General features: G+C 67.2%; 23 protein-coding genes. 5 read left to right on the top strand and 18 right to left on the bottom strand.

Annotation, left to right across the window (positions count from 1 at the left end; all coding sequences use genetic code 11):
* Window positions 1-206 precede the first annotated feature (206 nt).
* The gene (locus tag OG205_RS30360; protein WP_330271412.1) at window positions 207-1,220 is read right to left on the bottom strand and encodes an ADP-ribosylglycohydrolase family protein; all 1,014 of its coding nucleotides are present in this window, start codon (window positions 1,218-1,220) and stop codon (window positions 207-209) included.
* Window positions 1,221-1,344: 124 nt separating this feature from the next.
* Between OG205_RS30360 and OG205_RS30355 the strand changes: the two genes are divergently transcribed.
* The gene (locus OG205_RS30355) at window positions 1,345-4,110 is read left to right on the top strand and encodes an AfsR/SARP family transcriptional regulator (RefSeq protein ID WP_330271411.1); all 2,766 of its coding nucleotides are present in this window, start codon (window positions 1,345-1,347) and stop codon (window positions 4,108-4,110) included.
* Between the two features lie 143 nt (window positions 4,111-4,253).
* On the opposite strand, the gene OG205_RS30350 is transcribed toward OG205_RS30355, so the two are convergent.
* From OG205_RS30350 to OG205_RS30320, 7 genes are all read right to left on the bottom strand, one after another.
* Window positions 4,254-5,042: an SGNH/GDSL hydrolase family protein gene (locus tag OG205_RS30350; RefSeq protein ID WP_330271410.1), complete on the bottom strand. Its 789-nt coding sequence runs from the start codon at window positions 5,040-5,042 to the stop codon at window positions 4,254-4,256.
* Window positions 5,043-5,717: 675 nt separating this feature from the next.
* Complete coding sequence (locus OG205_RS30345; RefSeq protein WP_330271409.1) at window positions 5,718-6,731, bottom strand: N-acetylglucosamine kinase; 1,014 nt, start codon at window positions 6,729-6,731, stop codon at window positions 5,718-5,720.
* A gap of 5 nt (window positions 6,732-6,736) precedes the next feature.
* On the bottom strand, window positions 6,737-8,005 hold the full coding sequence (locus tag OG205_RS30340; protein WP_330271408.1) for a 6-phospho-beta-glucosidase: 1,269 nt from the start codon (window positions 8,003-8,005) through the stop codon (window positions 6,737-6,739).
* On the bottom strand, window positions 8,002-8,895 hold the full coding sequence (locus OG205_RS30335; RefSeq protein ID WP_330271407.1) for a carbohydrate ABC transporter permease: 894 nt from the start codon (window positions 8,893-8,895) through the stop codon (window positions 8,002-8,004). The genes OG205_RS30340 and OG205_RS30335 overlap by 4 nt, the downstream gene beginning before the upstream one ends.
* Window positions 8,892-9,866: a carbohydrate ABC transporter permease gene (locus OG205_RS30330; protein ID WP_090070004.1), complete on the bottom strand. Its 975-nt coding sequence runs from the start codon at window positions 9,864-9,866 to the stop codon at window positions 8,892-8,894. Before OG205_RS30330 ends, OG205_RS30335 begins: the two co-directional genes overlap by 4 nt.
* A gap of 11 nt (window positions 9,867-9,877) precedes the next feature.
* A complete protein-coding gene (locus OG205_RS30325; protein ID WP_330271406.1) occupies window positions 9,878-11,203 on the bottom strand; it encodes an ABC transporter substrate-binding protein in 1,326 nt (441 codons plus the stop codon).
* A 16-nt stretch (window positions 11,204-11,219) separates the two neighbouring features.
* Window positions 11,220-12,431 carry an ROK family transcriptional regulator gene (locus tag OG205_RS30320; protein ID WP_330271405.1) on the bottom strand — a complete coding sequence of 404 codons (1,212 nt, stop codon included), beginning with the start codon at window positions 12,429-12,431 and terminating at the stop codon, window positions 11,220-11,222.
* A gap of 126 nt (window positions 12,432-12,557) precedes the next feature.
* On the opposite strand from OG205_RS30320, the gene OG205_RS30315 reads away from it, so the two are divergent.
* The 3 genes from OG205_RS30315 to OG205_RS30305 are packed head-to-tail and all read left to right on the top strand — an operon-like array spanning window position 12,558 to window position 15,264.
* The gene (locus tag OG205_RS30315) at window positions 12,558-13,217 is read left to right on the top strand and encodes a DUF3159 domain-containing protein (protein ID WP_330271404.1); all 660 of its coding nucleotides are present in this window, start codon (window positions 12,558-12,560) and stop codon (window positions 13,215-13,217) included.
* 59 nt (window positions 13,218-13,276) lie between these two features.
* Complete coding sequence (locus OG205_RS30310) at window positions 13,277-14,530, top strand: AAA family ATPase (RefSeq protein WP_330271403.1); 1,254 nt, start codon at window positions 13,277-13,279, stop codon at window positions 14,528-14,530.
* A gap of 44 nt (window positions 14,531-14,574) precedes the next feature.
* The gene (locus OG205_RS30305) at window positions 14,575-15,264 is read left to right on the top strand and encodes an HNH endonuclease (RefSeq protein WP_330271402.1); all 690 of its coding nucleotides are present in this window, start codon (window positions 14,575-14,577) and stop codon (window positions 15,262-15,264) included.
* A 1-nt stretch (window position 15,265) separates the two neighbouring features.
* On the opposite strand, the gene OG205_RS30300 is transcribed toward OG205_RS30305, so the two are convergent.
* The 9 genes from OG205_RS30300 to OG205_RS30260 are packed head-to-tail and all read right to left on the bottom strand — an operon-like array spanning window position 15,266 to window position 22,909.
* Window positions 15,266-16,447 (bottom strand): hypothetical protein, encoded by a 1,182-nt coding sequence (locus tag OG205_RS30300; protein WP_330271401.1) that lies wholly within the window; start codon window positions 16,445-16,447, stop codon window positions 15,266-15,268.
* Window positions 16,444-17,748 carry a hypothetical protein gene (locus tag OG205_RS30295; protein ID WP_330271400.1) on the bottom strand — a complete coding sequence of 435 codons (1,305 nt, stop codon included), beginning with the start codon at window positions 17,746-17,748 and terminating at the stop codon, window positions 16,444-16,446. The genes OG205_RS30300 and OG205_RS30295 overlap by 4 nt, the downstream gene beginning before the upstream one ends.
* Complete coding sequence (locus tag OG205_RS30290) at window positions 17,745-18,071, bottom strand: hypothetical protein (protein WP_330271399.1); 327 nt, start codon at window positions 18,069-18,071, stop codon at window positions 17,745-17,747. The genes OG205_RS30295 and OG205_RS30290 overlap by 4 nt, the downstream gene beginning before the upstream one ends.
* Window positions 18,071-18,589: a YbaB/EbfC family nucleoid-associated protein gene (locus tag OG205_RS30285; protein ID WP_330271398.1), complete on the bottom strand. Its 519-nt coding sequence runs from the start codon at window positions 18,587-18,589 to the stop codon at window positions 18,071-18,073. The genes OG205_RS30290 and OG205_RS30285 overlap by 1 nt, the downstream gene beginning before the upstream one ends.
* A 43-nt stretch (window positions 18,590-18,632) precedes the next feature.
* A complete protein-coding gene (locus tag OG205_RS30280) occupies window positions 18,633-18,803 on the bottom strand; it encodes a DUF397 domain-containing protein (protein ID WP_330271397.1) in 171 nt (56 codons plus the stop codon).
* Window positions 18,803-19,636, bottom strand: coding sequence for a helix-turn-helix domain-containing protein (locus OG205_RS30275; RefSeq protein WP_330271396.1), 834 nt, complete (start codon window positions 19,634-19,636; stop codon window positions 18,803-18,805). The genes OG205_RS30280 and OG205_RS30275 overlap by 1 nt, the downstream gene beginning before the upstream one ends.
* Before the next feature lie 23 nt (window positions 19,637-19,659).
* A complete protein-coding gene (locus tag OG205_RS30270) occupies window positions 19,660-21,045 on the bottom strand; it encodes a class I adenylate-forming enzyme family protein (protein ID WP_330271395.1) in 1,386 nt (461 codons plus the stop codon).
* A gap of 5 nt (window positions 21,046-21,050) precedes the next feature.
* On the bottom strand, window positions 21,051-22,124 hold the full coding sequence (locus tag OG205_RS30265) for a 3-dehydroquinate synthase II (protein WP_330271394.1): 1,074 nt from the start codon (window positions 22,122-22,124) through the stop codon (window positions 21,051-21,053).
* Entirely contained in the window at window positions 22,121-22,909 is a 789-nt protein-coding gene (locus OG205_RS30260; protein WP_330271393.1) for a 2-amino-3,7-dideoxy-D-threo-hept-6-ulosonate synthase, read from the bottom strand. The genes OG205_RS30265 and OG205_RS30260 overlap by 4 nt, the downstream gene beginning before the upstream one ends.
* 200 nt (window positions 22,910-23,109) lie before the next feature.
* On the opposite strand from OG205_RS30260, the gene OG205_RS30255 reads away from it, so the two are divergent.
* Window positions 23,110-24,024: a LysR family transcriptional regulator gene (locus OG205_RS30255; RefSeq protein WP_330278258.1), complete on the top strand. Its 915-nt coding sequence runs from the start codon at window positions 23,110-23,112 to the stop codon at window positions 24,022-24,024.
* On the opposite strand, the gene OG205_RS30250 is transcribed toward OG205_RS30255, so the two are convergent.
* Complete coding sequence (locus OG205_RS30250; protein WP_330271392.1) at window positions 24,019-24,330, bottom strand: hypothetical protein; 312 nt, start codon at window positions 24,328-24,330, stop codon at window positions 24,019-24,021. The two genes, OG205_RS30255 and OG205_RS30250, sit on opposite strands and share 6 nt — an antisense overlap.
* Window positions 24,331-24,343 lie beyond the last annotated feature (13 nt).

Raw genomic sequence — 24,343 nt, 5'->3', positions numbered from 1 at the left:
GGAGCGCGCCGCGGCAGGCTCTTTCTGTATTTCTTGGCCGCTGTGTTTATTGGCCGCTGCTCCGCAGACGGCGGCGAGTTCGCCGGGAAGCTGGCCGTCCGCCCGCCGCTTCGCCGTGATTGGGCTTCGCCGAATCACGGCGAAGCGGCGGGCGGACGACCAGCGCGAACTCGCAAAAGCGCGCGCTCGGCTGCTTGGGCCGGGACTTACGCGTAGCGGTCCTCGTTGAAGTCCAGGTTCACCGCGGACATGCCGAGATCGCGGCCCATCGCGTCCAGCACGTCCACCATCTCGAGCCCCATCAGCCAGTCGCGGGGGATCGCGTCGGTGCCGTGCAACGCGCCGAGCACGTTGCCGGTCAACGCCGCCGTGGCATCGCTGCCGCCGGAGTGGTTGGCGGCGGCGCGCATCGCGTCCACGAACTGCGACGGCTTCGGGTGCGTCAGCACCGTGTAGACCGCGATGGCCAGTGCTTCCGGGCCGGTCCAGCCGCTGCCGAGCCGGTCGACGCGCACGGGTGACGAACCGTCGTGGTCGTCGGCCAGCACCACGGCCCTGGTCAGCACCGTGGCCGTGTACGTGTCGTCGCGCAGCACCCGGCCGATGACCTGGTCGATCGCCTCGCGCAACGGCCTGGCCTTCACGGCGAGCAGGTGCACCAGCAACGCCAGCGCGCCTCCGGACACCCAGCCGCCCGTGCCGCCGTGCGTGAGAGCGGCGAACCGGCAGCCGAGGTCGTAGGCGATCGCGGCGGACGGCGCGAAGCCCGCGGGGGCCGTGCGCGTGACGCCGTTGCAGCCGGACGACTCGTTGTGCGGGTTCTCCGGAGTGGACGGTGTCTCGGCGGCCAGCGCGCGCAGGCACGTCAGGCCGGGCGAGCGGCTCTCGTACAGCCGTTCGTCGGCGAGCAGCCCGACCGCGCCCCGTTCGGGGGCCGGTTGCTGCTGGGTGATCAGCCACCGCCGGTAGCTGTGCCAGACCATCTGGGACGGTTCCCAGTCGCCGGTCCGCTTCCCGCGCACCCAGGCGCGCAGATAGCCGTCGGCGGTGAAGAGGGTCAGCTGGGTGTCGTCCGTGAACAGCGCGGGCTTCGGCGGGCCGAGCACGCCCTCTGGGCCGTGTTCTCGCTGGATGTCGGCCAACCCGAGGTACTGCACGGGGGCTCCGAGCGCGTCGCCGAGGGCGCCGCCGAGGAGACACCCGGCGCCGCGGTCAACCACGGTATTTCGATCTCGCGGCACGTGTGAACAGTAGCGTCCCCTCGAACTTGGGTCTTACTTGTATCTGAGACTCGGGCTCGCGCACCTCTTGAAGTGACGAGGTCAGGCGCACCTGAGGAGGGGCATGCGGAGCAAAACCGGACTCGAGTTCGGCGTGCTCGGTCCACTCCAGGTGCTCGCGGACGGACGTCTCGTCCAGCTGGGCCGTCGTGGCATGCGCGGACTGCTGGCCATGCTGGTGGTCGAGGCGAACCGACCCGTCTCGATCGACCAGATCGTCGACGCGCTGTGGACGGACACGCCTCCGGCCACTGCGCGGACGATCGTGCACGGCTACGTCTCGCGGCTGCGCAAGGTGCTGGAGGAGTCCGATCCCGCGGGCTCCGCGACGATCCGCACCACGCCGACGGGCTACCAGCTGACCGTCGACCCGTGGCGTCTCGACCTGCACCGCGCCCGGCAGCTCGTGGCGTCGTCGCGTGGCAAGCCCGCCGCGATCAGGGCGGGCCTGTTGCGCGAGGCGCTGGGGCTGTGGCGCGGGCCGGTGCTCGCGGACGTGCCGGGCGACCCGATGACCTCTGACCTGGAAGAACTGCGGCTGTCGGCGCTGGAGGAACGCATCGACGCCGAGCTCGAACTCGGCCGCCACCTGGAACTGGTCGGCGAGCTGCGCGGGCTGTGCACCGAGTACCCGTTCCGCGAACGTCTGGTCGCCCACAGCATGCGCGCGCTCTACCGGTCCGGTCAGCGCGCCGACGCTCTCGAGGCCTACCAACGGTTCCAGCGCCGTGCCGTCGAGGAACTGGGCATCGATCCCGGCCCGCAGCTGCGGTCGCTGCACGAACAGGTGCTGCGCGACGACCCGTCGTTGAGCGTGATCGGCCCGGTCGAGTCGCGTCCCGTCGCCCCGCGCGCCGGGATCGTGGCGCCCGCGTTGCTGCCCGCGTCCGCGTCCCGGCTGTTCGGCCGCGACGAGGACAGGTCGTGGCTCGACAACGTGTGCTCGACCAGGAACCTCCTGTCCACCGCCGTCGCCGTGCTGACCGGCGCGCCCGGTGTCGGCAAGAGCGCCCTCGCGATCACGTGGGGGCACGAGAACTCCGAGATGTTCCCGCACGGCGTGCTGTTCGCCTCCCTGGGCGACACCGAGCCGGGCGAGGTGCTCACCCGGTTCCTGGTGGCGATGGGCGTGCCGGCGGACGGCGTGCCGGTCGGCGTGGAGGACCGCGTCGGGCTGTACCGCTCGCTGCTCAACCGCCGCCGCGTGCTGGTGGTGCTGGACGACGCGACGTCGTTCGACCAGGTCCAGCCGCTGCTGCCGCCCGGTTCGGGCTCGGTGGTGCTGGTGACGTCGCGGTCCCACATGGAACGGCTCGTCGTCACCAACAGCGCCCGCGTGCGCAAGCTCGGCCCGCTGAAGGACGAGGCGGCGCGTGCGCTGGTGGACGACGTGCTGGGCAGGCCGTTGTCGTCGGAGGACCCGGTGGCCGCCCGCAAGCTCGCCGAACTGTGCGGAGGGCTGCCCCTCGCGTTGCGGGTGGCCGCGGCGAAGCTCGTGATCAGTCCGGAGTGGACGGTCGAGGAGCTGGTGGGGGAGCTGGCCGACGACGGGCAGCGGATGCGCGGCCTCGACCTGCCCGAAGCGGGCGTCGGGGTGTCGCGGGCGCTGGACCTGTCGACCCGTGACCTGCCGTCCGAACTGGGCGAGGTCTTCCAGTCCGTCGGTCTCGCGCCGGGCCGCTGGATGTCGCCTCACGCGGTCGCCGCGCTCACCCGCATCCAGGTCGAGTCGGCCCGTTCGCGGCTGGCCCAGCTCGTCGGGGTCAACCTGCTGGTCGAACCGTGGCCGGACGGCTTCACGATGCACGAACTTGTCCGCCTGTACGTGCGGGGAGTGGGGCGGCCGGACCTGGACTCGTTGCGGCGCCTGGTGAACTACTACCTCGTCGCGTGCGACCACGTCCGCCGCGCCATCCGCCCGGCCCGCGACGGCCTGGACTTCGCCTTCGGGGACAACGGTTCCACGGCGCTGCCGGCGTTCGGCGACCCCGTCGACTGGTTCGACCAGGAATGGCCCAACATCGTCGCGGTCGTGCACGCGTCCGCCGAAAGGGGCCTGCACGACCAGGTGTGGCAGCTCGTCAGACTGCTGCACCCCTATGCGACCGTGCGCGCACTCACCGGCGAGTGGGTGGCACTGGTCGGGTTCGGTCTGGCCGCGGCCGAGGTGACGGGGAGCCGCCTCGGCCAGGTGCTCATGCTGGACACGACCTACACGACGAACGCCCGGCTGGGACGTCCCGTCCTGCTGCCGGACGCTCGTCGCGCGCACCGGCTCGCGACCGAGCTGGGCGAGCGCCAGTACCTGGTGCTGACGCTCGCCCAGCTCGCCGACGTCCTGTTCCGCCTGCAGCAACACGACGAGGCGCTGCTGCACTTCTGGGAGTCCGTCCAGCTCGCGCAGCAGTCCGGCGACACCGTCGGCGAGGCGCACGGGCTCAACAACGTGGCGCAGGTCGAACAGGCCCGCGGCCAGGTGGAAGTCGCGCTGCAGCACCAGGCGCACGCCGTCGAGGTGTACCGGCGGTCGGGCGACAACGTGGCGTTGATCCGCGGTCTCGCCAACCTCGCCGAACTCCACCTCCAGGCCGGAGCGCTGGACCAGGCCGAGACGCTGGCCCGCCAGGTCGTCGACCAGGCCGCCGTGGCCGAGGTCACGTACCTCGAGGGCTTCGGCAGGCACGTGCTCGGCGGAGTGTTGCTCCGGCGGGCGGAATGGGTTGCCGCGGCAGCGGAATTGACAGAGGCGCTGCGGCTGTACGCGCAGGTCAACTCGGCCCGTGCGGTCGAGGTCCGGGGTGCCCTGGACTCACTGTCGTCCGAGGTTTAGCGGACGTTTAGTCGTCTGGTCCCAAAGCATGGGATGTTGGACTAGCAGGCCGCCGAGTGGGGGATTACCGAGGGGGTAAGGCGCCTGCGTTCTGGAAGGCCCGACCGGCACTCGGGGGAGAATGCCGGTCGGGCCTTTCGCTGTTACTGGAAGTTCTCCTCGGTGCAGCGCGCGAGTGGCAGCAGTTCCGGCCTCTTCGGCGCCATGCCGTCGCCCATCGACTCACCCCGGAGCGTGCGGCCGATCCACGGCACCACGTACTCACGCGCCCACTTCAGGTCGGCTTTCCGCTGGGTGACCCAGTCGATCTGCTCCAAGGCCGGCCACGGCGCGTTCCACGAGTGGTCGTCGGCCAGTCCGAGCACCTCGGCAGCCTTGAGCGCGACCCGCTGGTGCCCCTCCGGCGAGAGATGCAGCCTGTCCGCGCTCCACGCGCGACGGTCGTGCAGCGCGTGCATCGACCACAGGTCGACCATCCGGCAGTGGTAGCGCTCGGCGATCGACCACAGGTGCGTGTTGTAGATGGCGATCTTGCCCCGCAGGCTCCTGAGCAGCGGCGTGGCCCGCGTGTCGAAGCCGGTGAAGATCACGACGTCGCACCCGGCGGCCCTGAGGTCGGCCACCGCCACCTCGTAGGCCTCGGCCAGCGCGTCGGGATCACTGTTCGGCAGCATGATGTCGTTGCCGCCGCCGCAGAACGTGACCAGGTCGGGCTTGAGCGAGATCGCCAGCGGCACCTGGTCGTCGATGATCTCCTGCAGCATCTTGCCGCGGATCGCGAAGTTGGCGTACCTGAACTCAGGCGCCTGCTGGGCGATCATTCCGGCCAGGCGGTCCGCCCAGCCCACGTAGGTGTCCCCAGGGCCGGGGTCGTCCATGCCCTCGGTGAAGCTGTCCCCCACGGACACGAGACTGTTCCATCGCAGCAGCACAACATCCCCCTTTTCTCGTGCGAGCTGGTCTGTCCGCGGGCTCCCGTCCGCAGGCGACTAGTTAGCATGCACAACGAACCGCTGGTTACGCCACCGTCGGTTACGGCATCGTAGGTTTTGTCGCTGTGGGTGACGATTCTTTTACCACTCGATCGAGGGAAGCTTGAGGGTTTTCCAGGGGATTCGTCTTATTCGGTCGCTAACTTCTGCCGGATGCGTTCTGGTTTGCCGCTTCCGTTCCTTTCGTTCGGTGTAGCGCTTGTCACAGCAGGAGTGTTCGCCGGCGTCGCGCTGACCGGTCCGGCCTCGCCAGGAGCCGGCGGGCCCGCGATCCTCACGCCGCCTCCCCATTCCAATCCGGTGGTCACTCCGCGGGACAGCGTCGCCGCGACGACCGTCGTGCCTTCCCGGTCCTCTGGTTCGCCCGCAGTCTTGCCCACCGATGTTTCGTCCGATGCCCCGAACGCGCAAAACCCCCGCAACGACCTCGGCGCGTGAGGTCGCTGCGGGGGCCGTTGGGCCTTTCCGAGGAGGCGCCGCCGCCGGTCCTGCCCCCTCGGAAAGGGGTGGGGCCACTGCTCGGGACGCCGCCGCCGATCTGCCCCGAGCAGTGGGGTTGGGACCGTCTCAGGGGGCGCCGCCGCCGATCTACCCCCTGAGACGGGGTCTGTGGGTCTAGCCGCTGACAGCCACGTCGAGTGCGGCGGCCGGAACGTGCTCGCTGTAGGCCGAGCGCAGCCTCAGCTCTGCGCTCGGCGAGGCCCCGATGTGATCGAGGCCGAGGAGGGCCGCACCCACCACGGGTGGCACGTCGACCAGGCGGACCTGGGCGAGTGGGGCGGCTTCCAGGATCTGCTGACGGACCGGGCCGACCACCACGTCACCGGTGTGGGTCAGGACTCCGCCGCCCAGCACCACGTCCACGGGCTCGTCCATCAGGTCGAGCTTGCGCATGGAGACGGTGGCGAGCACGACGATCTCCTCGATCAGGCGGTCGACCTGGGCCAGCGCGACCGAGTCGCCCTGCGCCGCCACCTCGAAGACCAAGGGACAGAGGGCGTGCGGGTCCAGTTCGATCTCCTCGAAGTGGATCTTCTCCACCACGTTGAAGATCGACGTTTCGCCGTAGTGCGCCAGCAGGGCGTCGAGCAGCAACGTCGGCTTGCCCCGGCCGTCCTCGGCGCGCACGGCGTGCCAGAGGGCGTCGTTGCCGAGCTGGCCGCCGCCACCCCAGTCGCCCGAGATCGCGCCCAGGGCCGGAAAACGGTGCGTCCGGCCGTCTCGTGCCACACCCACGGCGTTGATGCCCGCGCCGCAGACGACCGCGATGCCGCCCGCCGCCGCAGTACCCGCCCGCAGCAGCGCGAACGTGTCGTTGCCGACGAACGTCGTCTTCGACCAGCCTCGCTCGGTGATCGCCCGCGTCAGGTCCTCCTCCTCGCGGGGCAGGTCCGCTCCCGCGAGATAGGCGGAGGTGTGCGCGGCGATCGGCTCGTCAGGGGACAGTCCCGCCTGAGCTGCGGCCTCGCGTGCCAGTCCCTCGAACACGTCGAGTCCGCGCTTCATGCCCACGGTCTGCGGCGGGGCACCGGGCCCGCGCACCTGCGCGAGCACCTTGCCGTCCGCGTCGACCAGGAGCACCGCGGTCTTGCTGTTCCCGCCGTCGATGGCGAGCACACGGTCGGTCATCGTTGTCAGTTTCCCTTCACCCACGGCAGCAGGTCGCGGTTCTGCGCGATCAGCTCGTCGGCCAGCTGGTCCGCGATGGCGTGCTGGCCGATCAGCGGGTGGGCGAGCAGCGCGTTCGCCACTCGGTCGCGGCCACCGTGCTTGGCCGCTTCCAGCGCCAGGTACTCGTACGCGGTGACGTGCGAGATCAGGCCGGAGATGGACGGTTCCACCGGACGGACCGGCAGCGCCTTGCCGCCGTTGGAGTCCACAGTGGAGGACACTTCGATCACGGCGTCGTCGGGCAGGAAGGGCAGCGAGCCGTTGTTCTGCACGTTCACCACGTGCTTCTCAGCGCCAGCGCCACCGGTCAGCGCGTGCACGAGCTGCACGGCCGCCTCGGAGTAGTACGCGCCGCCGCGTTGCGACAGCTGCTCCGGCTTCGTCACGACCGACGGGTCGCCGTAGATGTCGAGCAGTTCCTTCTCGACCGCGGCCACGACCTCGGCGCGCGGCGGTGAGGTGAGCTGCTTCTGCACGACGGCGTCGTGGTTGTAGAAGTAGTTCAGGTAGTACGACGGCACCATGTTCAGGCGCCGCATCAGCTCGCCGTCGATGCCGATGTGCTCGGCGAGACCCTCGACGTGGTCCGCGAGCAGCTCCGGCAGGCGGTCGACGCCGTCCACGTACACGCCGCGTTCCCACGTGAGGTGGTTCAGCCCGACGTGCTCCAGCTCCACAGTGGACGGATCCACGCCGAGCAGTGCGGACGTCCAGCGCTGGAACGTGATCGCCACGTTGCACAGGCCGATCGCCTTGTGACCCTCCTGCAGCAGCGCGCGCGTCACGATGCCGACCGGGTTCGTGAAGTTCACGATCCACGTGTCGGGGCCCGCGATCCTGCGCACCTTCTCCGCGATGTCCAGGACCACCGGCACGGTCCGCAGGGCCTTGGCGAGGCCTCCCGCGCCGGTGGTCTCCTGGCCGACGCACCCGCAGCTGAGCGGGAACGTCTCGTCCGAGGCGCGCGCCTTCTGCCCGCCGACCCGCAGTTGCAGCAGCACGGCCGACGCGCCCTCGATGCCTTCTTCGAGCGACGTGGTCGTGCGCACCTTCGCCCCGTGACCCGCGTGCTCCAGCAACCGCTGGCTGAACGGGCCGATCAGCGAGAGGCGGTGCTCGTCCGGGTCGACGAGGACGATCTCGTCCACCGCCAGGCTGGTGCGACGGCCGGCGATGCCGTCGATCAGCTCCGGTGTGTAGGTGGACCCGCCACCGACGACGGTGAGTTTCATCCCTTGACTCCCGTGAAAGTGATGCCCTTGACGAACGACTTCTGGGCGAAGACGAAGAGGACGACGGCCGGGATCATCGTCAGGAACGTGACGGCCATCGAGGAGTTCCACTGGACGATGTGCATGCCCTTGAACGTCGCCAGCGCCAGCGACAACGTCCACTGGTCCTTGACCTCACCCGTGTAGAGCAACGGGCCGAAGTAGTCGTTCCAGGTGAAGAGGAAGCAGAACAGCGCGGTGGCCGCGATGCCGGGCTTCGCCATCGGAATGATGATCCGGACCAGTGCCTGGAACTCCGAGCACCCGTCCACCCGCGCGGCGTCCACGTAGGACTGCGGGATGGTCAGCATGAACTGGCGCAGCAGGAAGATGCTGAACGCGTCGAACAGGAAGTACGGCGCGATCAACGGCACCAGCGTGCCCGTCAGGCCCAGCGACGACCACGTGTCGTACAGCGGCACGGCCACGACCTGCGGCGGCAGCATCATCGCGCCGATGACGAGGATGAACGCCACGTTCCGGCCGCGCCACTTCAGCTTCGCGAGCGCGTAGGCCGCCGGGATCGACGAGATCAGCATGCCCAGCGTCGCGAGCAGCGAGTACGTGAGGCTGTTGATCAGGTACTGGAACAGCGGGGCCTTGTCGAAGACCTCGACGAAGTTCTCCCAGTGCCACTCGGTCGGCCAGAGGTTCGACGTGAACGCCTGGTCGTCCGACATCACCGCGGTGAGGAAGACGAACACGACCGGCGTGGCGAACATCAGGCCGAGCGCGAGCCCGATCGCATGTGTCGCGACCCAGTTCAGGATGCCGCCGACGTCGCGCTTGCGACGAGGCTGCTCCGGTTCCGCTGGGACGTCGACCGGTGGTTTGGTCAGCGTGGCGGTCATGCTCCCGGACCCCCTTCCTCAGCGGTGGAGTTCTTGCGCATCCGCTGGACCAGCACGATGGTCACGGCGAACGAGATGATGAACAGGACCGTGGCCATGGCGGCCGCGTAGCCCATGTCGAAGTAGCGGAAGCCTTGCGTGTACAGGTAAACCGGGAACGTCAGCGTGGAGTTGTCCGGGAAACCGAGATATTTGGTCGATCCTGTCGCGTCCGCTGCTCCAGAGCCGGCCGACCCCGCGACGACCGCCTGCGTGAAGAGCTGCAACGCGAGGATCACCGAGTTCACGATGCCGAAGAGCAGCACCGGGGAGATCGTCGGAAGCGTGACGTGCCACCAGCGCCGGATCGGGCCGGCGCCGTCGAGTTCGGCTGCCTCGTACTGCTCCTGCGGCACGTCCAGGATCGCGGCGAGGATGATGATCATCAGGTCGCCGGAGATCCAGAGCATGATCGCGGTGATGCCGGGCTTGGCCCATGCCGGGTCCGAGAAGAACAGCGGCGCGTCGACCCCGAACCAGCCGAGCACGCTGTCCAGTGGACCGCCGTTGGGACGCATCACCATGAAGAACACGAGTGTCGCGGCCACCGGCGGCGCCAGTGAGGGCAGGTAGCAGAGCGTCCGGATCAACCCGACGCCCGACTTGAGACGTGCGATGACCGATGCCACGCCCAGCGCGAACACCGTCCGCGCGATCGTGAGCACGACGACGAACCACAAGGTGTTCGCGATCGCCTTGGTGAGCAAGGGATCTTTGAACATGAACTCGTAGTTGGCGAGTCCGTTGAACTCCGGCGGGTTGATCAGGTCGTACTTCGTGAAGCTGAAGATGACCGTGGCGACCAACGGGTACACGAAGAACAGGACGAAGCCGATGAGTGCCGGGGCCATGAACCCGAGCACGGCTAGACGGTGGCGGGCACGTGCCCGCCCCTTGCCGGGGGCGGGCCGCGCGCCGAGCGTGGCGGTCATCTTGCTGATCCCTACTTGCCGCTCTTGGCGATCTGGTCGTCGATGTTCTTGTCGACTTCCTTGAGGCCTGCCGCCAGGTCCGGGACCTTGCCGGACTGGTAGGAGACCGAGAAGTCCGTGACGGCCTTGATGTGCGCGTCACCGATGGGGGTGACCGGGTTGCCCTTGAGCTTGTCGCTCTTGGCGAGGTCGATGAACGTCTTGAACTGCTCGTCCACCTCGAGCTTGGAGCTGTCCATCGCGGCCTTGGTGCTCGGCACGTTCTTGATGGCGTTGGACAGGTCGACGATCGTGTCGGTGTCGAACGTCAGGTGCTTGATCAGCTCCCACGCGGCGCCGGCGTTCTTGGCACCCTTGGGAATGCCCATGATCGTGCCGGTGGTGAACGCGGTGCCGTAGTCGGCGGGCTTCCAGGTCGGGAACGGAGCCGTGCCGAACTTGATCTGCGGCGCCTGCGCCTTGAGGAAGGCGGTGCGGTACTCGCCGTCGATCATGATCGCGATCTTGCCCTGGTGGAACGCGTGGTCGGCCGAGTACTCCTGGCCGAGACCCGCGCGGAACCGCTCCAGCGCGTCGTAGCCGTAGAAGTCGACGAGCTTCTTCTGGAACGTCATCATCTCGGTGAAGCCGGGGGAGCTGGAGAGACCGGACTTGCCGTCCTTCTCCCACTCCGCGCCGAACGTCGGCGCGAGGATGGTCGGGCGGTTCGCGTAGAAGCCCATCGTGGGCAGGTAACCCGCCACCTCGATGTCACCGTTCGGCGCCTTCTTGGTCGCCTTCACGGCCGCGTCGTACAGCTCGTCCAGCGTCTTGGGCGGGTTCGCGATGCCGGCGCCCGTAAGCAGGTCCTTGTTGTAGTACATGGCGTACACGTCGGTGAGCATGGGCATCGCACAGCGGTTGCCCTTGTACTCGGTGTAAGCCTGCACCGCGGGGGAGAGCTGGTTCAGGTCGACCTTGTCGCGGTCGATGTAGGACTTCAGCGGCTGGAACGCGCCGGAGGAGCAGAACTGGCCGATGTTGTCCGTGGTGAACGACAGCGCGACGTCCGGCGTGTTGCCCGAACGGATGCCCGCGGTGATCTTGTCGTCGTCCTGCGAACCCTCGTGCTTGATCTCGATGTTCGGGAACTTCTTGTTGAAGGTCTTGAGAGCCTTCGTGACCTCTTCGTACTCGCGGTCGGAGTAGTTGCTCCAGACCGTGAGCGTGAGCTTGTCGTCCTTGCCAGGAGCAGCGGCGGCATCGGAACTCGCGCCGCCACCCTTGCCCGCCGCACATGCGGTGAGGGTCAGCGCTGCGGCGACACAGAGCAAGGCAGCACGGGTGTGCTTGCGCATGTGCACTCCTTCTCGATCAACGTGGGGACCCGGCGACCACTGGGCCGCGGAATGGAGCCGTGGTGGCTGCCGGGAGGCCGAACACCTCTTCGCGGGCGAAGGCCAGCGCCGAGTGCAGTGCGCCGCTGCGCACTGGTTTCCCGGTGACCAAAGCCAGCTGAATAGGTGTTCTCGGCACCACCAGTTGCCGCAGTTCCGCGGCAACGAGGTCGTTCAGCGTGGTTCCGCCTGCCTGCGCGATGTCGCCGGACAGGAGGATGAGTTCCGGGTCGAGCACCGCGACGACGCTAGCCACGCCCGTGGCTATGCGCTTGGCGAGATCGGCCATGAACTCACGGCCCGACGGACCCGCGGCCAACGCCTTGCGCACGGCACCGTGGCCGTTGCGCGCGGCGAGCCCGTGGGCGCGTGCGAGCTTGCAGATCGACGTGTTGCTGAGCAGTTCACCGAACGTGCCGCCGGAGCGGTCCGTGTCGGTGTCGGCCGCCGCGCGGTCGGGGATCATCAGCCCGTCGATCTCGCCCGCGCCACCGGAAGCGCCGCGCAGCAGCGATCCGTTGACGACGACGGCGGCACCGACGAGGTCCGCGGGCCAGATGACGACGAAGTCGCTCACCTTGGTGGCCCGTCCGGCGACCATCTCCTCCAGCGCGACGAGGTTGACGTCGTTCTCTACGCTCACCGATGTCGCGAGCTGCTCCCGCAACTGGCCGGGCATGTCGAAATTGCTCCAGCCGGGCAGATGTGGTGCGTAGGCGAGCTCACCGTTCGCGGGGTTCACCGCTCCCGGACAGCCCACCACGACGTGCAGCAACTGGTCGGCGCTCAGACCCGCTTGCCCGCAGGCCTTGCCGACCGCGCTCACGAACGCCTCCAGCACGCCGTGCTTCGCGGGCATCGGCGCCTTGTACTCGGTGAGCACGGCACCGGAGATGTCCGCGATCGCGATGTCGACCGTCTCAGGGGTGAGATCGACAGCGGCGATGTGCGCAAGCGCCCCGTTGACCGACCACAGCTGAGCTCGTGGCCCGCGTCCGCCGCCACGCAGTCCGTTGCGGACCACGGTGTCGGCGTCTTCGAGCCGGGTGAGCAGCTGTGCGGTCGCCGGCTTGGAGAGGCCGATCAGACCTTCCAACTCCGACCTGGTCAGCGGCCCGTTGCGCAGCAAAGCCTCGATGGCTGCGCGGTCGTTGATCTCCCGCAACAGTCGTGGGCTTCCGGCACGCATTAGGTCCGCTCCTGTCTGTTAACTTTCCAGACGATTTCGGCAGACGGTAGTGACCTGGTTCACCGGGGTCAATCCCCGATATGGGTCCGTTACCTGAGTTAGGTTCGCCTAAGGCACCCTGGAACCATGACCGACGTGCGCCAGGAGTCGCTCGCATCACTGCTCGGAGGCCGAGGCGGCGCCCTCGACGCCTCCCTGCCACCTCTGGCGTTCGTCGCGGGCTGGCTGCTGTTCGGGCACTCCATCGGCGCGGGTGCGGTGATCGCCGTCCTGTGCGGCGTGGCGATCGGCGTTTTCCGCCTGGTGCGTGGCGAGAAACCCCGCGCTGTTCTGCTCTCGGTCCTGCTGGTCGTGGCGGCGGCGTTGGTCGCCCTCTACACCGGGCGCGTCGAGGACTTCTTCCTCATCCAGCTGTTGTCCAACGTGGCCTCGGCCCTCGCGTGGGCGGGCTCGATCGCCGTGCGCTGGCCGTTCCTGGGGCTCGTCGTCGGGACGCTGCTCGGGCAGAAGACCCGATGGCGCCGAGATCCTGCCCTTTTGCGCGCCTACTCGGTCGCGTCGTGGGCCTGGGTCGGTCAGTACGTGCTGCGGGTCGCCATCTTCACGCCGTTGTGGCTCGACGCGCAGGTGTTCTGGCTGGCGACCTTGCGGGTGGCGCTGTCGTGGCCGTTGCAGATCGTCTGCATCCTGGTGTCGGGGTGGCTGCTGAAGCGGGCGCTGCCGAACGGGCATCCCGGGTTCCGGCATCCGCGGGTGCCAGAGTCCACTGCTAGGTCGGCGGACTAGGGGTATGCCCTACTAGGGTTGCAGAAGGATCCTTTTGCAACTTGACGGCCGGAGTGGACATGTACGTCTCGCAGGTGAAGCTGCGGAACATCAAGGGGTTCCACGGCGCCCGCGAGGTGGATCTGACTCTCACGCGTCCGGACGGCTCGCACACGGGGTGGACCGTCATCGCGGGTCGAAATGGCTCGGGAAAGTCCACGTTGCTGCAGGCGATCGCATTGACGCTCGGTGGCTCGCGTGCTGTTTACGCGTTCATGCAGGATTTTGATAACTGGATCACGCACGGGACATCTCGGGCACTGGCAGATCTGCAGATCGCTTCGAATCCAGATCTCGATTCCATCGAGCCAGCGCTGTTTCCAGCGGACAAGTTTTTTCAGTTGAGGCTTCACTGGGGCGAGCAGTCACTTTTCGGGACTAGTGAAGGCTTGAACAGGCCTCGGTCAGTTGCGTCGATGTATGCCGCATACGGACCGTTTCGTCGAATGACAGGTGCGGTCCGCAGATCGTCCAGCCGAGTGGCGAGCATCGCAAGCTTGTTCAATGAGGACGCATCACTCGCGGACGGCGTCAGCTGGTTGATCCGGCAGCATCTGAGGGCACTCGAAGGTGAGCCGGGCGCGAACGAACTGAAACAAGCCGCGCTTCGCCTTTTGAGCGATGGCCTGCTCCCCGATGACCACAAGGTCGACGACGTCACGTCGGACGGGCTTTGGGTCACTTGCGGCGAGAGCAAGTTTCCGTTGCGTGAGACAAGTGACGGATACAGGACCGTGACGGCTCTCGTTGTGGATCTGCTCAAACAGATTCATGACATCTACGGGAGGCTTCAGATAGAGGGCAATGTCATCACTTCACCTGGCGTGGTGATCATCGATGAGGTTGATGCCCACCTCCATGTGTCATGGCAGCAGCGCATCGGCGGCTGGCTCAAGGCTCACTTCCCCAACATCCAGTTCATCGTGACGACGCACAGTCCGTACATCTGCCAGGCCGCAGACCCCGGCGGCCTGATCCGGTTGCCTGGGCCTGAGGAGCAACTGCCTCCGCACGTCGTCGACCAGGATCTGTATGAGCGTGTTGTGTATGGCAGCGGCGACGACGCGGTGCTCACCGAGCTGTTCGGCCTCGACTCGGCCTACTCGGAACAAGCCGAGCGACTGCGCAAGCAACTTGTCGAGCTGGAAGTCAAGGTCATCGGTGGCAAGGCCGACGAGCAGGAAGTCCAGCGGTACAAGGAACTCAGGGAGAAGCTCACGAGTTCGCTGACTGCCCGTGCGGACGAGGTGGCTGCTCGATTGCACGACGAATGATCAGGATTGTTCGTTCTGATCTTCCAGTGCACACGGTGGCCAAGATGGGCGAGCTGACCCAAGCGATCAACTTGATCCCGTCCACCGAACGGCCTGAGAAGGCTCGTGCTTCGTGGGGTAGCCACTCGACGGTTCGGAAGTCCGTCAGAACGGTGCTCGGCGAGATGGCCGTGGGGTTCACGACGTGCATGTACTGCGGCGAGAGTCGTGGCACCGACGTCGACCACTTCGAGCCCATTGCTCGCAACCCACTGCGCACCTTCGATTGGCTCAACCACGTTCTCGCCTGCTCGATGTGCAACAGTCACCGGAAAGGCAAACTGTTTCCGGTCGACGTGGACGGCGAACCGTTGCTGATCGACCCCACGGCCGAAGATCCGTTCGACCATCTGCTCCTGACGTTGTCGCTGGGTGTCTACAGCCCGTTGACGCCGAAGGGCGAGACGACGATCGAGGTGCTCGGGCTCAACGACCGCGGACTCCCGAAGGGGCGCATGCACGCCCGAAAAGTGGTTGGGCTTGCTCTGCGTGAATGGGACCGGGCGCGTGATCGCGAGCGTGCGGACGAGATGTTGGAGCAGGTTCACACGGTGCAGGATCAGCCGATGGCGGACGTGTGCCAGTCCATGTTGCGGCAGGCGCTCAGCCCAGGCGCGGACATCGTGTTCAGCGAATCGCCGGACCTGCTCGCCCTTCTGCGCAGAGAAGACCTGCGCGAGGCGTTGCTGAGGTAGGTCAGCGCTTCTTCCTCTTCTTGCCGGAGCCGGGCACCGTTCCGGTCTTGGCCGGTGCGGGCGGCGGTTCGGGGAAGGCCTCGATGTAGTCCTGGATCCGCATGCTCTTGAGGAAGACTTTGATCACGAAGCGCTGCAGCAGATAGAGGAACACGACGGCGGCGATGCCCAGAGTCACGACCGAGGCCGGATCCACCACACCGCCGGACGCGAAGAACTGATCCTGCATCTTCGCCGAACCGGTGATGAGCGACAGCGTCATCCCGGACAGCATGACCAGAGGCATGAGCAGAAACGCACCGACGAGCCCGAGGACGTAGGGGCGGCTGTCAGTGCGAACGACTTCCTTCGGCCGGGATTGCGGGGAGACGCCCGTGACGGTGTTCCAGCTCCTCTTCTCGAACGGATCTTCGATGAGCTCAACGGCTGAGGACCGCGCCCGCACCACGGCGAGTGCGGTCTGGCCGTGGTGCGTGGTCACTGGAATCAGCAGCTCTCGCGCGGTGCCGACGACGTGCAGCGCCGGACCGGGGGTCACGACGAACTCACGTGTGCACGCCCAGACCCAGTTCGAGAACACTCGCACCTGGCAGACCGTCTCCTGCTCGACCTCGATCAGCTCGATCGACCGCAAAGCCGTCCAGGGCACTGCGATCACGTCCCGTGAACGTTTGCGCCGCGACGCCAGACTGTCCAGGACCAGCCGGTCCGCCCTCACGCACAACCGGGCTTGGAGATCTCTGATGGGAAACGGGATCTCCAGTTTCGACGAGATCAGCCTGGTCGTGACGGGCCGGGTCAGCACGAGCCGCGCTGCTTCGCTGGCCAACCAGCAGGTCACGACCAGGCCGACGCCGATCGCGAGTGCGATCGGCGCGCCTCGCTTGCCGGCGATGAAGAAGCAGGTGATGACGGAGAGGAACAATCCGGGGAACGCGGCCCAGCGCGCCCAGATCGGCCACATCGTCGAGCGACGCCAGTGCCACCCCAGTCCGATGGCGATGATCAGCCAGATGGCACCGCCTCCGAGCACGAGTTCGAGCACGCTTCGCGTGGGCTGACCGCTACGTCCGGCAAGCCTCGCGTCCCACTCGGTGAGGCTCGGATACGCGGCGACCGGGATGAACGCGGCCAGGGCGACCAGCAGCAGCCCGGCCGCCCTGCGCACGAAGACTTCGATCACAGGTCGCCCTCCATGCGCTTGAACGCCCCAGGCTGCTCCACGTTCGTGCGCTGACCCTCCCAGTACTCGCGCCAGGCGTCGTTCTTCTCGTCCTGCTTCACCTCGGCGTCCGCCTCGCGGTGCGTCTGGTCGCTCCACTCCTGGACCGCCGCGTTGCCGAGGATCTTGGGGTAGTTCGGCAGGGAGATCTCGGGGAGTTCGTGGCCGAGCACCTTCGGGGTGATCCCACGTTCGAGCACATCGCTCGCGTTGTCGAAGCGCGGATTTCCCACGTTCAGGCTGTCCCGCAGATTCGCGTTGCGCGTTTCCTCCAGCGACTTCACCGCGTCGGCCTTGGTGTTCTTGAGGGCGTCGCCCTTCTCGCCGAGTTCCTCCAGGCGCTTGAGGTCTTTGGCGTCGAGCTTGCCCTGCTCCGCCTTCTTCGCGAGGTGCACCACGTCAGTGGCCTGGCGGGCGGCCTTCTGGTTGTAGTCGGTCACGGTTCGCTTGAGGTTCTTGGTGGTGTTCCCCATGGTGTCCCGCGAGTGCCTGGCCTTCTCGGCGACCTTCTCGAGCTGCTTGACCACTTTGCTGATCTTCTTGGCGTTCTTGCCCGCCGTGATCGCGCCCTGAGCCACCGTGTCCGCGATGAACGCGGCTTCCGACGCACCGAAGGTGATCGGGGCCAACGCCGTCGCCGCGGCGAACTTGATGATCGTGTTCGAGACGAACGACGCGATGGCGTCCCGGACCGCTCCCCGTACAACGCCGACCGCTGATGCCGCGACCGTCATGGCCTGGGCTGCTGACGTGGCGTGGCTCGCGCCGCCCGCGACCACGTTCGAGAAGTCCTGCACGGCCTTGCGATAGCCCTCGACCGCAGGACCTTGCGAACCGCTCAACGTGTTCAGCGTGCCTGAGTACTTGTCCGCGGTTTCCTGCATGCGCTGGGCGATGTTGCTCCACGTGGTCGCCATCGCGTTGACGGCGTCCGGGTCACCCGCGAGCAGGTCGAGGCCTTCCTTGAGAAACCCGATGTGCTCGATCAGCCAGCCGATGCCGGCCGACAGCAGACTGCCCAGCGGGTTCGTCACGAACCCGAGGAGATCCATGCCGAATCCCGCCAGGTCGCCGAGAACAGCCGTCCAGTCGCCCTTTGCGCCGTCGTAGATCAGGTTGGCCGAACTGCTGAAAATGCCCGCCGCGTCCCACGCCTGGGTGGGACTGTCGAAGTTCGAGAACCCGGTCGCGTCTCCGGCCTCGAACTCCTCGGTCGCGTTGAGGGGGTTCAGTTCTCCGATGTTCTGCGGTTCGTCGCTCACGGCTTCGTCCTGTCCAGGCCCTCGCGCAGTTTCGCGAACATCTGCGACGTGGCCTCCTCCTGGTCGGCGTAGGTCTGACGCATGCCGGAGAACCTCTCCACGACGGAGTCGCCGGCCTTCTTGACGGTGTCGACGTAGTCGCCCGCCTCGTTCGTCCAGTTCTGCATGATCTCGGCGAAGAACATGCCGACGACGCCCCACGTCTGTGGGTTGCCGATGTAGGACGAAGCCGCGTCGGCCGCGCCGGGAAGGCCTGCGATGAGGGCCTTGAGTTCACGTTCGTGCACTTCAAGGGCCTGAAGGTCTACCTGGAAGCCCGACATCACCAGCCACCTTCCTTCTTGAAGAGGCTGCGCTGGTCGTAGTCGGTGTCGTCGTCCTCGGCAGGGCGCCGGGCCGGACGAGGTGCAGGAGGCTGGGTCGTGGCCGCGTCCTGCTGTTCCTCGTTCACCACGAACTGTTGTGGTGTCGGAGGTTCGGGGTCTTCGTCCGGGATGTCGATCGGTGGGATCTGGGACTGGACGAACTGCATGGCTTCGCTGTTGTCGCCGATCAGCGGCGCCATGATCGTGGCGATCTGGCCCACGGCCTGGGCTTGAGCGCGCTTGGCCGTGGACATGACGAGAGCTGCCAGGCGGTCTTTGGGAAGGTCGTCGGCCTTCGTGCCGAACGACAGGCTGAGCAGCGCACCCCCTGCGCTCACGCTCACCGTCACGGCGCCGTCGGTGCTGGTGGCGGCGCCGGTCAGGTTCGCGATCTGGGACTTGGCTTCTTCCGCCTGTTCGAGCAGGGCTGCGGTGCGCTGCTCGTAGTCCTCGATGAGTTGGTTCGGATCGGTCATGTGGGCCCCCCTTGCACGTGCGTGAGGGGGACGCTACCGAGAGTTACCGTGCCGTGCCGGGGAAACGAGCGAAGCGCAAGAAGGCGGACCAGGTCTCGGCGGAAAGTGGGAGATGGGTGGTCGGCGCCTTGCTGTCCCGGATGCCGACGCCCTTGCCGACCTCGACACAGTTGTCGCTGCTGCCGCTGTAGCTGCTCTTGCGCCAGGTGGTCATCAGGGACCCTCCAAGATGTTGTCGATCACCGCCCTCGATTCTTCCTCAGTCAGCGCGATGGCTGCGAGGGCCGTCAGGATGTCCTCGTGGACCTTGACGGTGTCCGGGTCGTCGAAGAACAGACATGAATTCACGCTGTCGACGTAGACGACGGGCGGGTACTTCGGGAACTTCATCACCCGGAAGTCACCACAGGCACCCGCGTGCATTCCGGCCGAGCGAGGAATGATCCGCAGGCTGATGTAACTCCGCACGGACATCCTGAGCAGGTGGGCCAACTGTTCCCGCCACACCTCGGGTCCGCCGACCTGGAGCAGGAGCGCCTGTTCGTGCACGAAGAACGTGAACTTCCGGCCTGGTTCCAGGATTTCCGCTCGTGCCGCTCGTGCAGCGGCGACCTTGGGGACGTCCTCCGCTTTGATCACCGTCGAGTGCTCGGTGACGACGTAGCCGTATTCGGGCGTTTGCAGCAGGCCAGGAACGATGATCATTGACCAGCAGTCGATCTCGTCGGCGTCTTGTTCCTGGTCGATCAGCGTGCGGACCTGGTCCGGCACGCCGTCCTCCGGCATCTGCAGCCAGGCGTTGCCGGACTCTCGGAAGAGTGCCAGCAGGTGTTCGCGTTCCTCGACCGTGGCCCGGCAGTACCCGAGCAGCAGCAGGACGTCCGCCTCGGTCACGCCGCCCTTGCCGAGCGTCATGTCGGAGATCTTGGCTTCCTGCCAGCCGAGGAGTTCGGCGAGCTTGCGGTGGGTGAGGCCGGTCCTGGCGATGATGGCGCGAATCGTGCCACCGAACTCCCGGCCCACCACACTGGACGATCTTTTGGGCATGCGGGAAAGCTAGGCCCGGCAGGTCATCCTTCTCCATTGTTTCCGGTCAAATGTGCCTGAAGGTAGGACGCATGGAGCGGCTCCATGTTTCGGATGATCTTGCCGCTCGACGTTCTCGGAAGTGTGTCCATGAGGTGGAAATGTGCCGGGAGCTTGAATTCCGCGAGCCTTTCCGTGCACCACTCCGTCAACGCCTGCGCGGTGAGCGGGTTGCTGCCGGTGCCCACGTACGCGCGGATCTCCGCCTTGCCGACCGCGACGGCCTCCGTTACCTGCGGGTGTCCACACAGGACGTGTTCGACCTCGGTCAGGTCGATCTTCTTGCCGCGCACCACGACCAGCGAGTCGGCGCGGCCGAGCAGCCGGATCTCGCCGTCGTCGGACAGCTCGCCTCGGTCGCCGGTGCGGAACCAGCCGCCGGAGAACCGCGTCGAGTCGTTCTCGGACAGGTAAGGCGTTTCTTTCAGCGCCACCTCCACCAGGCCGTCGCGCACGCGTGCCGTGATGCCCTGCATGGGCTTTCCGACCGACGGGCGGACGGTGCCGTTGACCGCCATGGTGAGCGCGCCGGTCTCGGTGGTGCCGAAGCATTCGCCGACCGGGAACCCGTAGGTGGCCGCGAACCTGTCGGCCACGTTCTGCGGCATCAGCTCTCCGCCGGCGAAGGCGCCGCGGACCGTGCGCAACGAGTCGCAGTCGGGCGAGGAGGCCAGCAGGTCGAAGTGGAACGGCAGGCCGGTGACGAAGTCGACCTCGTGCGCCCGTGCGTGATGGAGGATGTCTTGTGCGGTGGGCTTTCCAGCGAACACGAGGTGCACGCCCGCCGCGAGAGAGTGCAGCAGGCCACCGATCAGGCCGAAGCTGGCGGCGGGGGAGTTCAGCAGCAGGAGGCGTTCGCCGCGTCTTGGCATGCCGTCGGATGCTTCGAACCGTGCCACCTCGTCGGTCAGGGACTCGGTGCTGCGGCCGATCACCTTCTGCCGTCCGGTCGAGCCGGAGCTGAACTGGACCAGCCGGTGCGGGGTCGCGGCGGGGAGACCCTCGACCGGCTCGGCCACGAGTCCGTACCGCTCCTGGAAACCCTGCGCGGGAACGCCACTGGGGTGCACGAGGAACTCGGGACGCGTCAGCTCGTGCAGGACATGGGTCTCGGCCTGGCGCAACCGGTGGTCGATCGAGATCACCTGCGCGCCGATGCTCCACAACGCGAGCACGGCCTCCAACTGGCTGAAGCTCGGCGGCACCTGGACGGCGACCGTGCTCCCGTCACGGATTCCGACGGCTTCGAACCGTGCGGCGTGAGCGGAGACGTCGGCGCGCAACAGGCCGTGCGTGACTGTGTTGCGGTGGCTGAAGATCGGCACATCGTCGCCGTGCCGGTGGAGCAGGTCGGTGATGAACTCGCGCATTTCTTTCAGTACTCCTTGCAGAACTCGCCGATCGGGAGGCCCACGTGCCGTTGCTCGGAAGCGATGTAGCCGAGCAGTTCGTCGCCGCGCTGAAGTTCGGTGACGTTGCGGACCTTGCCGCCGGGACCGAGCACGCGGACGTGCCAGTCGTCCTGCACCATCAGGTGGACCTCGACGTCCTCCGGCGAGCGCGCGGAGATGGTGAGCATCGGCCGTGACTCGAGCTTGGCCCTGCCGACGGTGATCTCGCGGGTGCGGCCCTCGGCGTTGACGGCAAGGACCTTGCTGCCGGACCGCAGTTCGGACAGGTAGTTGGTGCGGTTCGCCGGGCCCAGCACGTAGGAGTGCAGCGCGCCCGCGTTGACCCGGAACGGTCGTGTGGGCATGTACGGCAACGGATGCGTTTCGCTGCAACAGAGGATGAAGCCCGACGAGAACGAGCCGACGAGGATGCCCTCGTCCTCCTGGAAGTGCGAGGCGGTGTCGACGCAGACGCGGTCGCCGAGACCGTTGTGGGTCAACGCTTCCACGGTGAGCGTGGTCAGGGTCAGCGGCGGGGACGTGACTTCCAGCAGCCGGGCCAGTTTGAACACGTCGGTCGCGTCGGCAGGGGCCATCAGCACGCCGTCCGAGCCGTGTTCCAGGCATTCGAGGACGATCGCGGCCTCGACGAGGTCGGTCACGACGGTGACGAGCTTGCCGGGTGCGCCGTCCGCTGCGGCGATCACGATCTCGAGGGGGATCTTCGTCGGGTCGGTGAACGCGACGACGGTGTGGTCGAGTCGTTCCGCTGCGGCACAAGCGAGTTTGAGCGTGCGGTCGTCGCTGACCGTCACAAAGGCGGAACCCGTGGACAACCGGTCGAGCTGGTCCTGCTCGTCCACGACCACGGTGACGAGGTGCGGGCTCTCGACGTGGTTCTCGGTCAGCAACACGCGGGTGATCGTCGGCGGCAGGTCGTCGAGCAGTGCGGGATCGTCCGCGACGACGCCGGCGATCCGGCTGTGCACCGCCGCGTCGATCACGGCGGTCCGGTGCTGTTCCGGGACGGTTCTGAGGTCGATCCAGGCGAACTTCACCGGTTCTCCAAGGTAGCGGTCAGTGCGTGCATGAGGCTTGCGTCGGTGGGCGCGTGGACGATCGACGCCAGCTCCGCGACCAGTTGCATCGGCGCGGGCGAGGTGAAGACCCGTCGTCCGACGGCGAGACCTGAGCAGCCGGCGGCCATCGCGGCACTGGCGTGGCCGGCCAGGCTGTTCGCCGAGGCAGGACCCCCCGCGACGATCACGGGAATCGGGCAGCTGGCCACGACCTCGGTCATGTCGTCGGCCAGGTTCGTCTTGACGATGTCCGCGCCGAGGTCCGCCGCGATGTTGACGACGTGGGCGAGCAGCGCGGGATCCCTCGGGTCGGCGACGCGGGGCCCGCGGGCGTAGGCCATCACGACCAGCGGGACGTTCCACGAGTCGCACGCCGCCGCGACCGCGCCGAGGTCGGTGAGCTGGCGGGCCTCCGTGTCGGAACCGATGTTGACGTGCACGCTCACCGCGTCGGCGCCGAGTCGCAGCGCCTCGTCGACCTCGCCGACGAGCACCTTCGCGTTGGCGTCGGCCATGTGCGCGGTGCCGGCGCTCAGGTGGACGATCAACGCACATCCGCCCAGCACGGCGGGTTCGATGGTGCGCACTCGTCCTTTGTGGACGATGATGGCGTCCGCACCGCCCTGCACGACGGCACGGATGAGCTCCTGCCACCTGTCCCGCGGCACCACCGGACCGTCCGAAACGCTGTGGTCCAACGGCACGAAGAGATACCTGTCGTCCTGCGGACGGGAAAGGCGTCGCAGCCGCAACGCTTTCCTCATGGCGCTCACACCCCTCGATCGTTTGGTGTCAACAGGGTGGAGGAGTCCGCGCGCACAGCGGCAGGTGTGAGGTGCCGATAATTCCCGAGTTATCGGCCTGATAGCGCAATCGCGCTTGCAACGGCGACAGAGCGTCATCTGGTGACACCCGCGTGGCCGTGTTTGTGGATCGGTAACTGCCCTAGGCTTCGTCGGTGCGAATGGAGCTCAGACATCTGCACGTGGTGCTGACCGTGGCAAGAGCAGGCAGCATCAGCAGAGCCGCCTCCCAGCTGAAGATCGCCCAGGCCGGGCTCACCGCGCAGGTGAGGCGCATCGAGGCGAGTCTCGGCGGTCCGGTGTTCCTGCGCCGCACCGACGGCGTCGAGCTCACCGAACTAGGCCGGCACGTCGTGCTGCAAGCCCAGGACCTGGTCGAACGCTTCGACGACCTGCTGGTCTCCTCGCGCAGGCTGGCCGAACGCGGCGAGTCGGGCATCCGCCTGGGCGGGGTGGTGGGCTCACCGACCGCGTTGCTCGTCGGCGTGGTGCGCGAGATGCTCCCCGGTCTGCCGCAGACCACTCACATCGAACGCGGCGGCGACGCGGTGCTGGAACTCGTCCGCACCGGCGACCTGGACCTCGCGCTGGTGGTGGAGTTCCCGCGCAGCCCGTTGCGGTTCCCCAAGGCGGTGGGCCTGCGTGGCGTGGTCACGGAACGCATGCTGATCGGCGTGCCGGTCGGCCACCGCCTGTCCGGCCGCAGCGAGGTGCTGCTGTCCGAACTGGCGGGCGAGGAGTGGGTGGCGCCGGACGAGAACCACGGCGGCCGCCTCAACCTCGACCTGGCCTGCGAGGCCGTGGGTTTCACTCCGCGCTGCGCCCACTTCGGCGTGGATCCGGTGGTGGCGGCGGACCTGGTGCGCTCCACCGGTGCCGTGGCGGGCTTCTTCCCCGGCCCCGACGTGCCGGGCGTGCTGCTCAAACCGATCATCGGCAACCCGCTGCACCGGCGGATCACGCTGGTGTGGAACACCGACGTCGACGCCGCCGAACACGTGGACGACGTGCACGCCGGACTGCTGCGCGCCTACCGCGACCGGACCCCGCACTCGGGCCGGCTGCTGGCGTCATGACTGCGGCGGCTGCGGTGGCTGCTGCGGGTACTGCTGTGGCGGATACGGCTGTTGCTGAGGCGGGTACGGCTGCTGCTGCGGATACGGTTGCTGCTGCGGCGGGTACGGGTACTGCTGTTGCTGCTGTGCGTAGTACTGCTGCTGGGCCCAGTACTGCTGTTGCTGCTGGTGATACCGCTCGCGGTTCTTCCTGTTGTTGCGGGTCACGACGATCACGACGATGACGATGACCGGGATGATGGCGTACCCGACCAGCCGGCCGAGGATCCTGGCGCCGCTGGGTTCAGCAGCAAGAACGTGGAGCATGGTTGCACTTTCG

Source organism: Lentzea sp. NBC_00516, assembly GCF_036346835.1.
GTDB lineage: Bacteria > Actinomycetota > Actinomycetes > Mycobacteriales > Pseudonocardiaceae > Lentzea > Lentzea sokolovensis.
Note: the sequence above shows the minus strand (reverse complement) of the source record. Positions and strands in the feature narration are given on the sequence as shown.

Excerpts from the sequence above, each read along its gene's own strand:
- OG205_RS30260 (WP_330271393.1), bottom strand. The coding sequence starts at position 22,909 with ATGAGGAAAGCGTTGCGGCTGCGACGCCTTTCCCGTCCGCAGGACGAC.
- OG205_RS30305 (WP_330271402.1), top strand. The coding sequence starts at position 14,575 with ATGGGCGAGCTGACCCAAGCGATCAACTTGATCCCGTCCACCGAACGG.
- OG205_RS30325 (WP_330271406.1), bottom strand. The coding sequence starts at position 11,203 with ATGCGCAAGCACACCCGTGCTGCCTTGCTCTGTGTCGCCGCAGCGCTG.
- OG205_RS30250 (WP_330271392.1), bottom strand. The coding sequence starts at position 24,330 with ATGCTCCACGTTCTTGCTGCTGAACCCAGCGGCGCCAGGATCCTCGGC.
- OG205_RS30330 (WP_090070004.1), bottom strand. The coding sequence starts at position 9,866 with ATGACCGCCACGCTCGGCGCGCGGCCCGCCCCCGGCAAGGGGCGGGCA.
- OG205_RS30285 (WP_330271398.1), bottom strand. The coding sequence starts at position 18,589 with ATGACCGATCCGAACCAACTCATCGAGGACTACGAGCAGCGCACCGCA.
- OG205_RS30275 (WP_330271396.1), bottom strand. The coding sequence starts at position 19,636 with ATGCCCAAAAGATCGTCCAGTGTGGTGGGCCGGGAGTTCGGTGGCACG.
- OG205_RS30335 (WP_330271407.1), bottom strand. The coding sequence starts at position 8,895 with ATGACCGCCACGCTGACCAAACCACCGGTCGACGTCCCAGCGGAACCG.
- OG205_RS30315 (WP_330271404.1), top strand. The coding sequence starts at position 12,558 with ATGACCGACGTGCGCCAGGAGTCGCTCGCATCACTGCTCGGAGGCCGA.
- OG205_RS30340 (WP_330271408.1), bottom strand. The coding sequence starts at position 8,005 with ATGAAACTCACCGTCGTCGGTGGCGGGTCCACCTACACACCGGAGCTG.
- OG205_RS30290 (WP_330271399.1), bottom strand. The coding sequence starts at position 18,071 with ATGTCGGGCTTCCAGGTAGACCTTCAGGCCCTTGAAGTGCACGAACGT.
- OG205_RS30255 (WP_330278258.1), top strand. The coding sequence starts at position 23,110 with ATGGAGCTCAGACATCTGCACGTGGTGCTGACCGTGGCAAGAGCAGGC.
- OG205_RS30310 (WP_330271403.1), top strand. The coding sequence starts at position 13,277 with ATGTACGTCTCGCAGGTGAAGCTGCGGAACATCAAGGGGTTCCACGGC.
- OG205_RS30270 (WP_330271395.1), bottom strand. The coding sequence starts at position 21,045 with ATGCGCGAGTTCATCACCGACCTGCTCCACCGGCACGGCGACGATGTG.
- OG205_RS30355 (WP_330271411.1), top strand. The coding sequence starts at position 1,345 with ATGCGGAGCAAAACCGGACTCGAGTTCGGCGTGCTCGGTCCACTCCAG.
- OG205_RS30320 (WP_330271405.1), bottom strand. The coding sequence starts at position 12,431 with ATGCGTGCCGGAAGCCCACGACTGTTGCGGGAGATCAACGACCGCGCA.
- OG205_RS30280 (WP_330271397.1), bottom strand. The coding sequence starts at position 18,803 with ATGACCACCTGGCGCAAGAGCAGCTACAGCGGCAGCAGCGACAACTGT.
- OG205_RS30345 (WP_330271409.1), bottom strand. The coding sequence starts at position 6,731 with ATGACCGACCGTGTGCTCGCCATCGACGGCGGGAACAGCAAGACCGCG.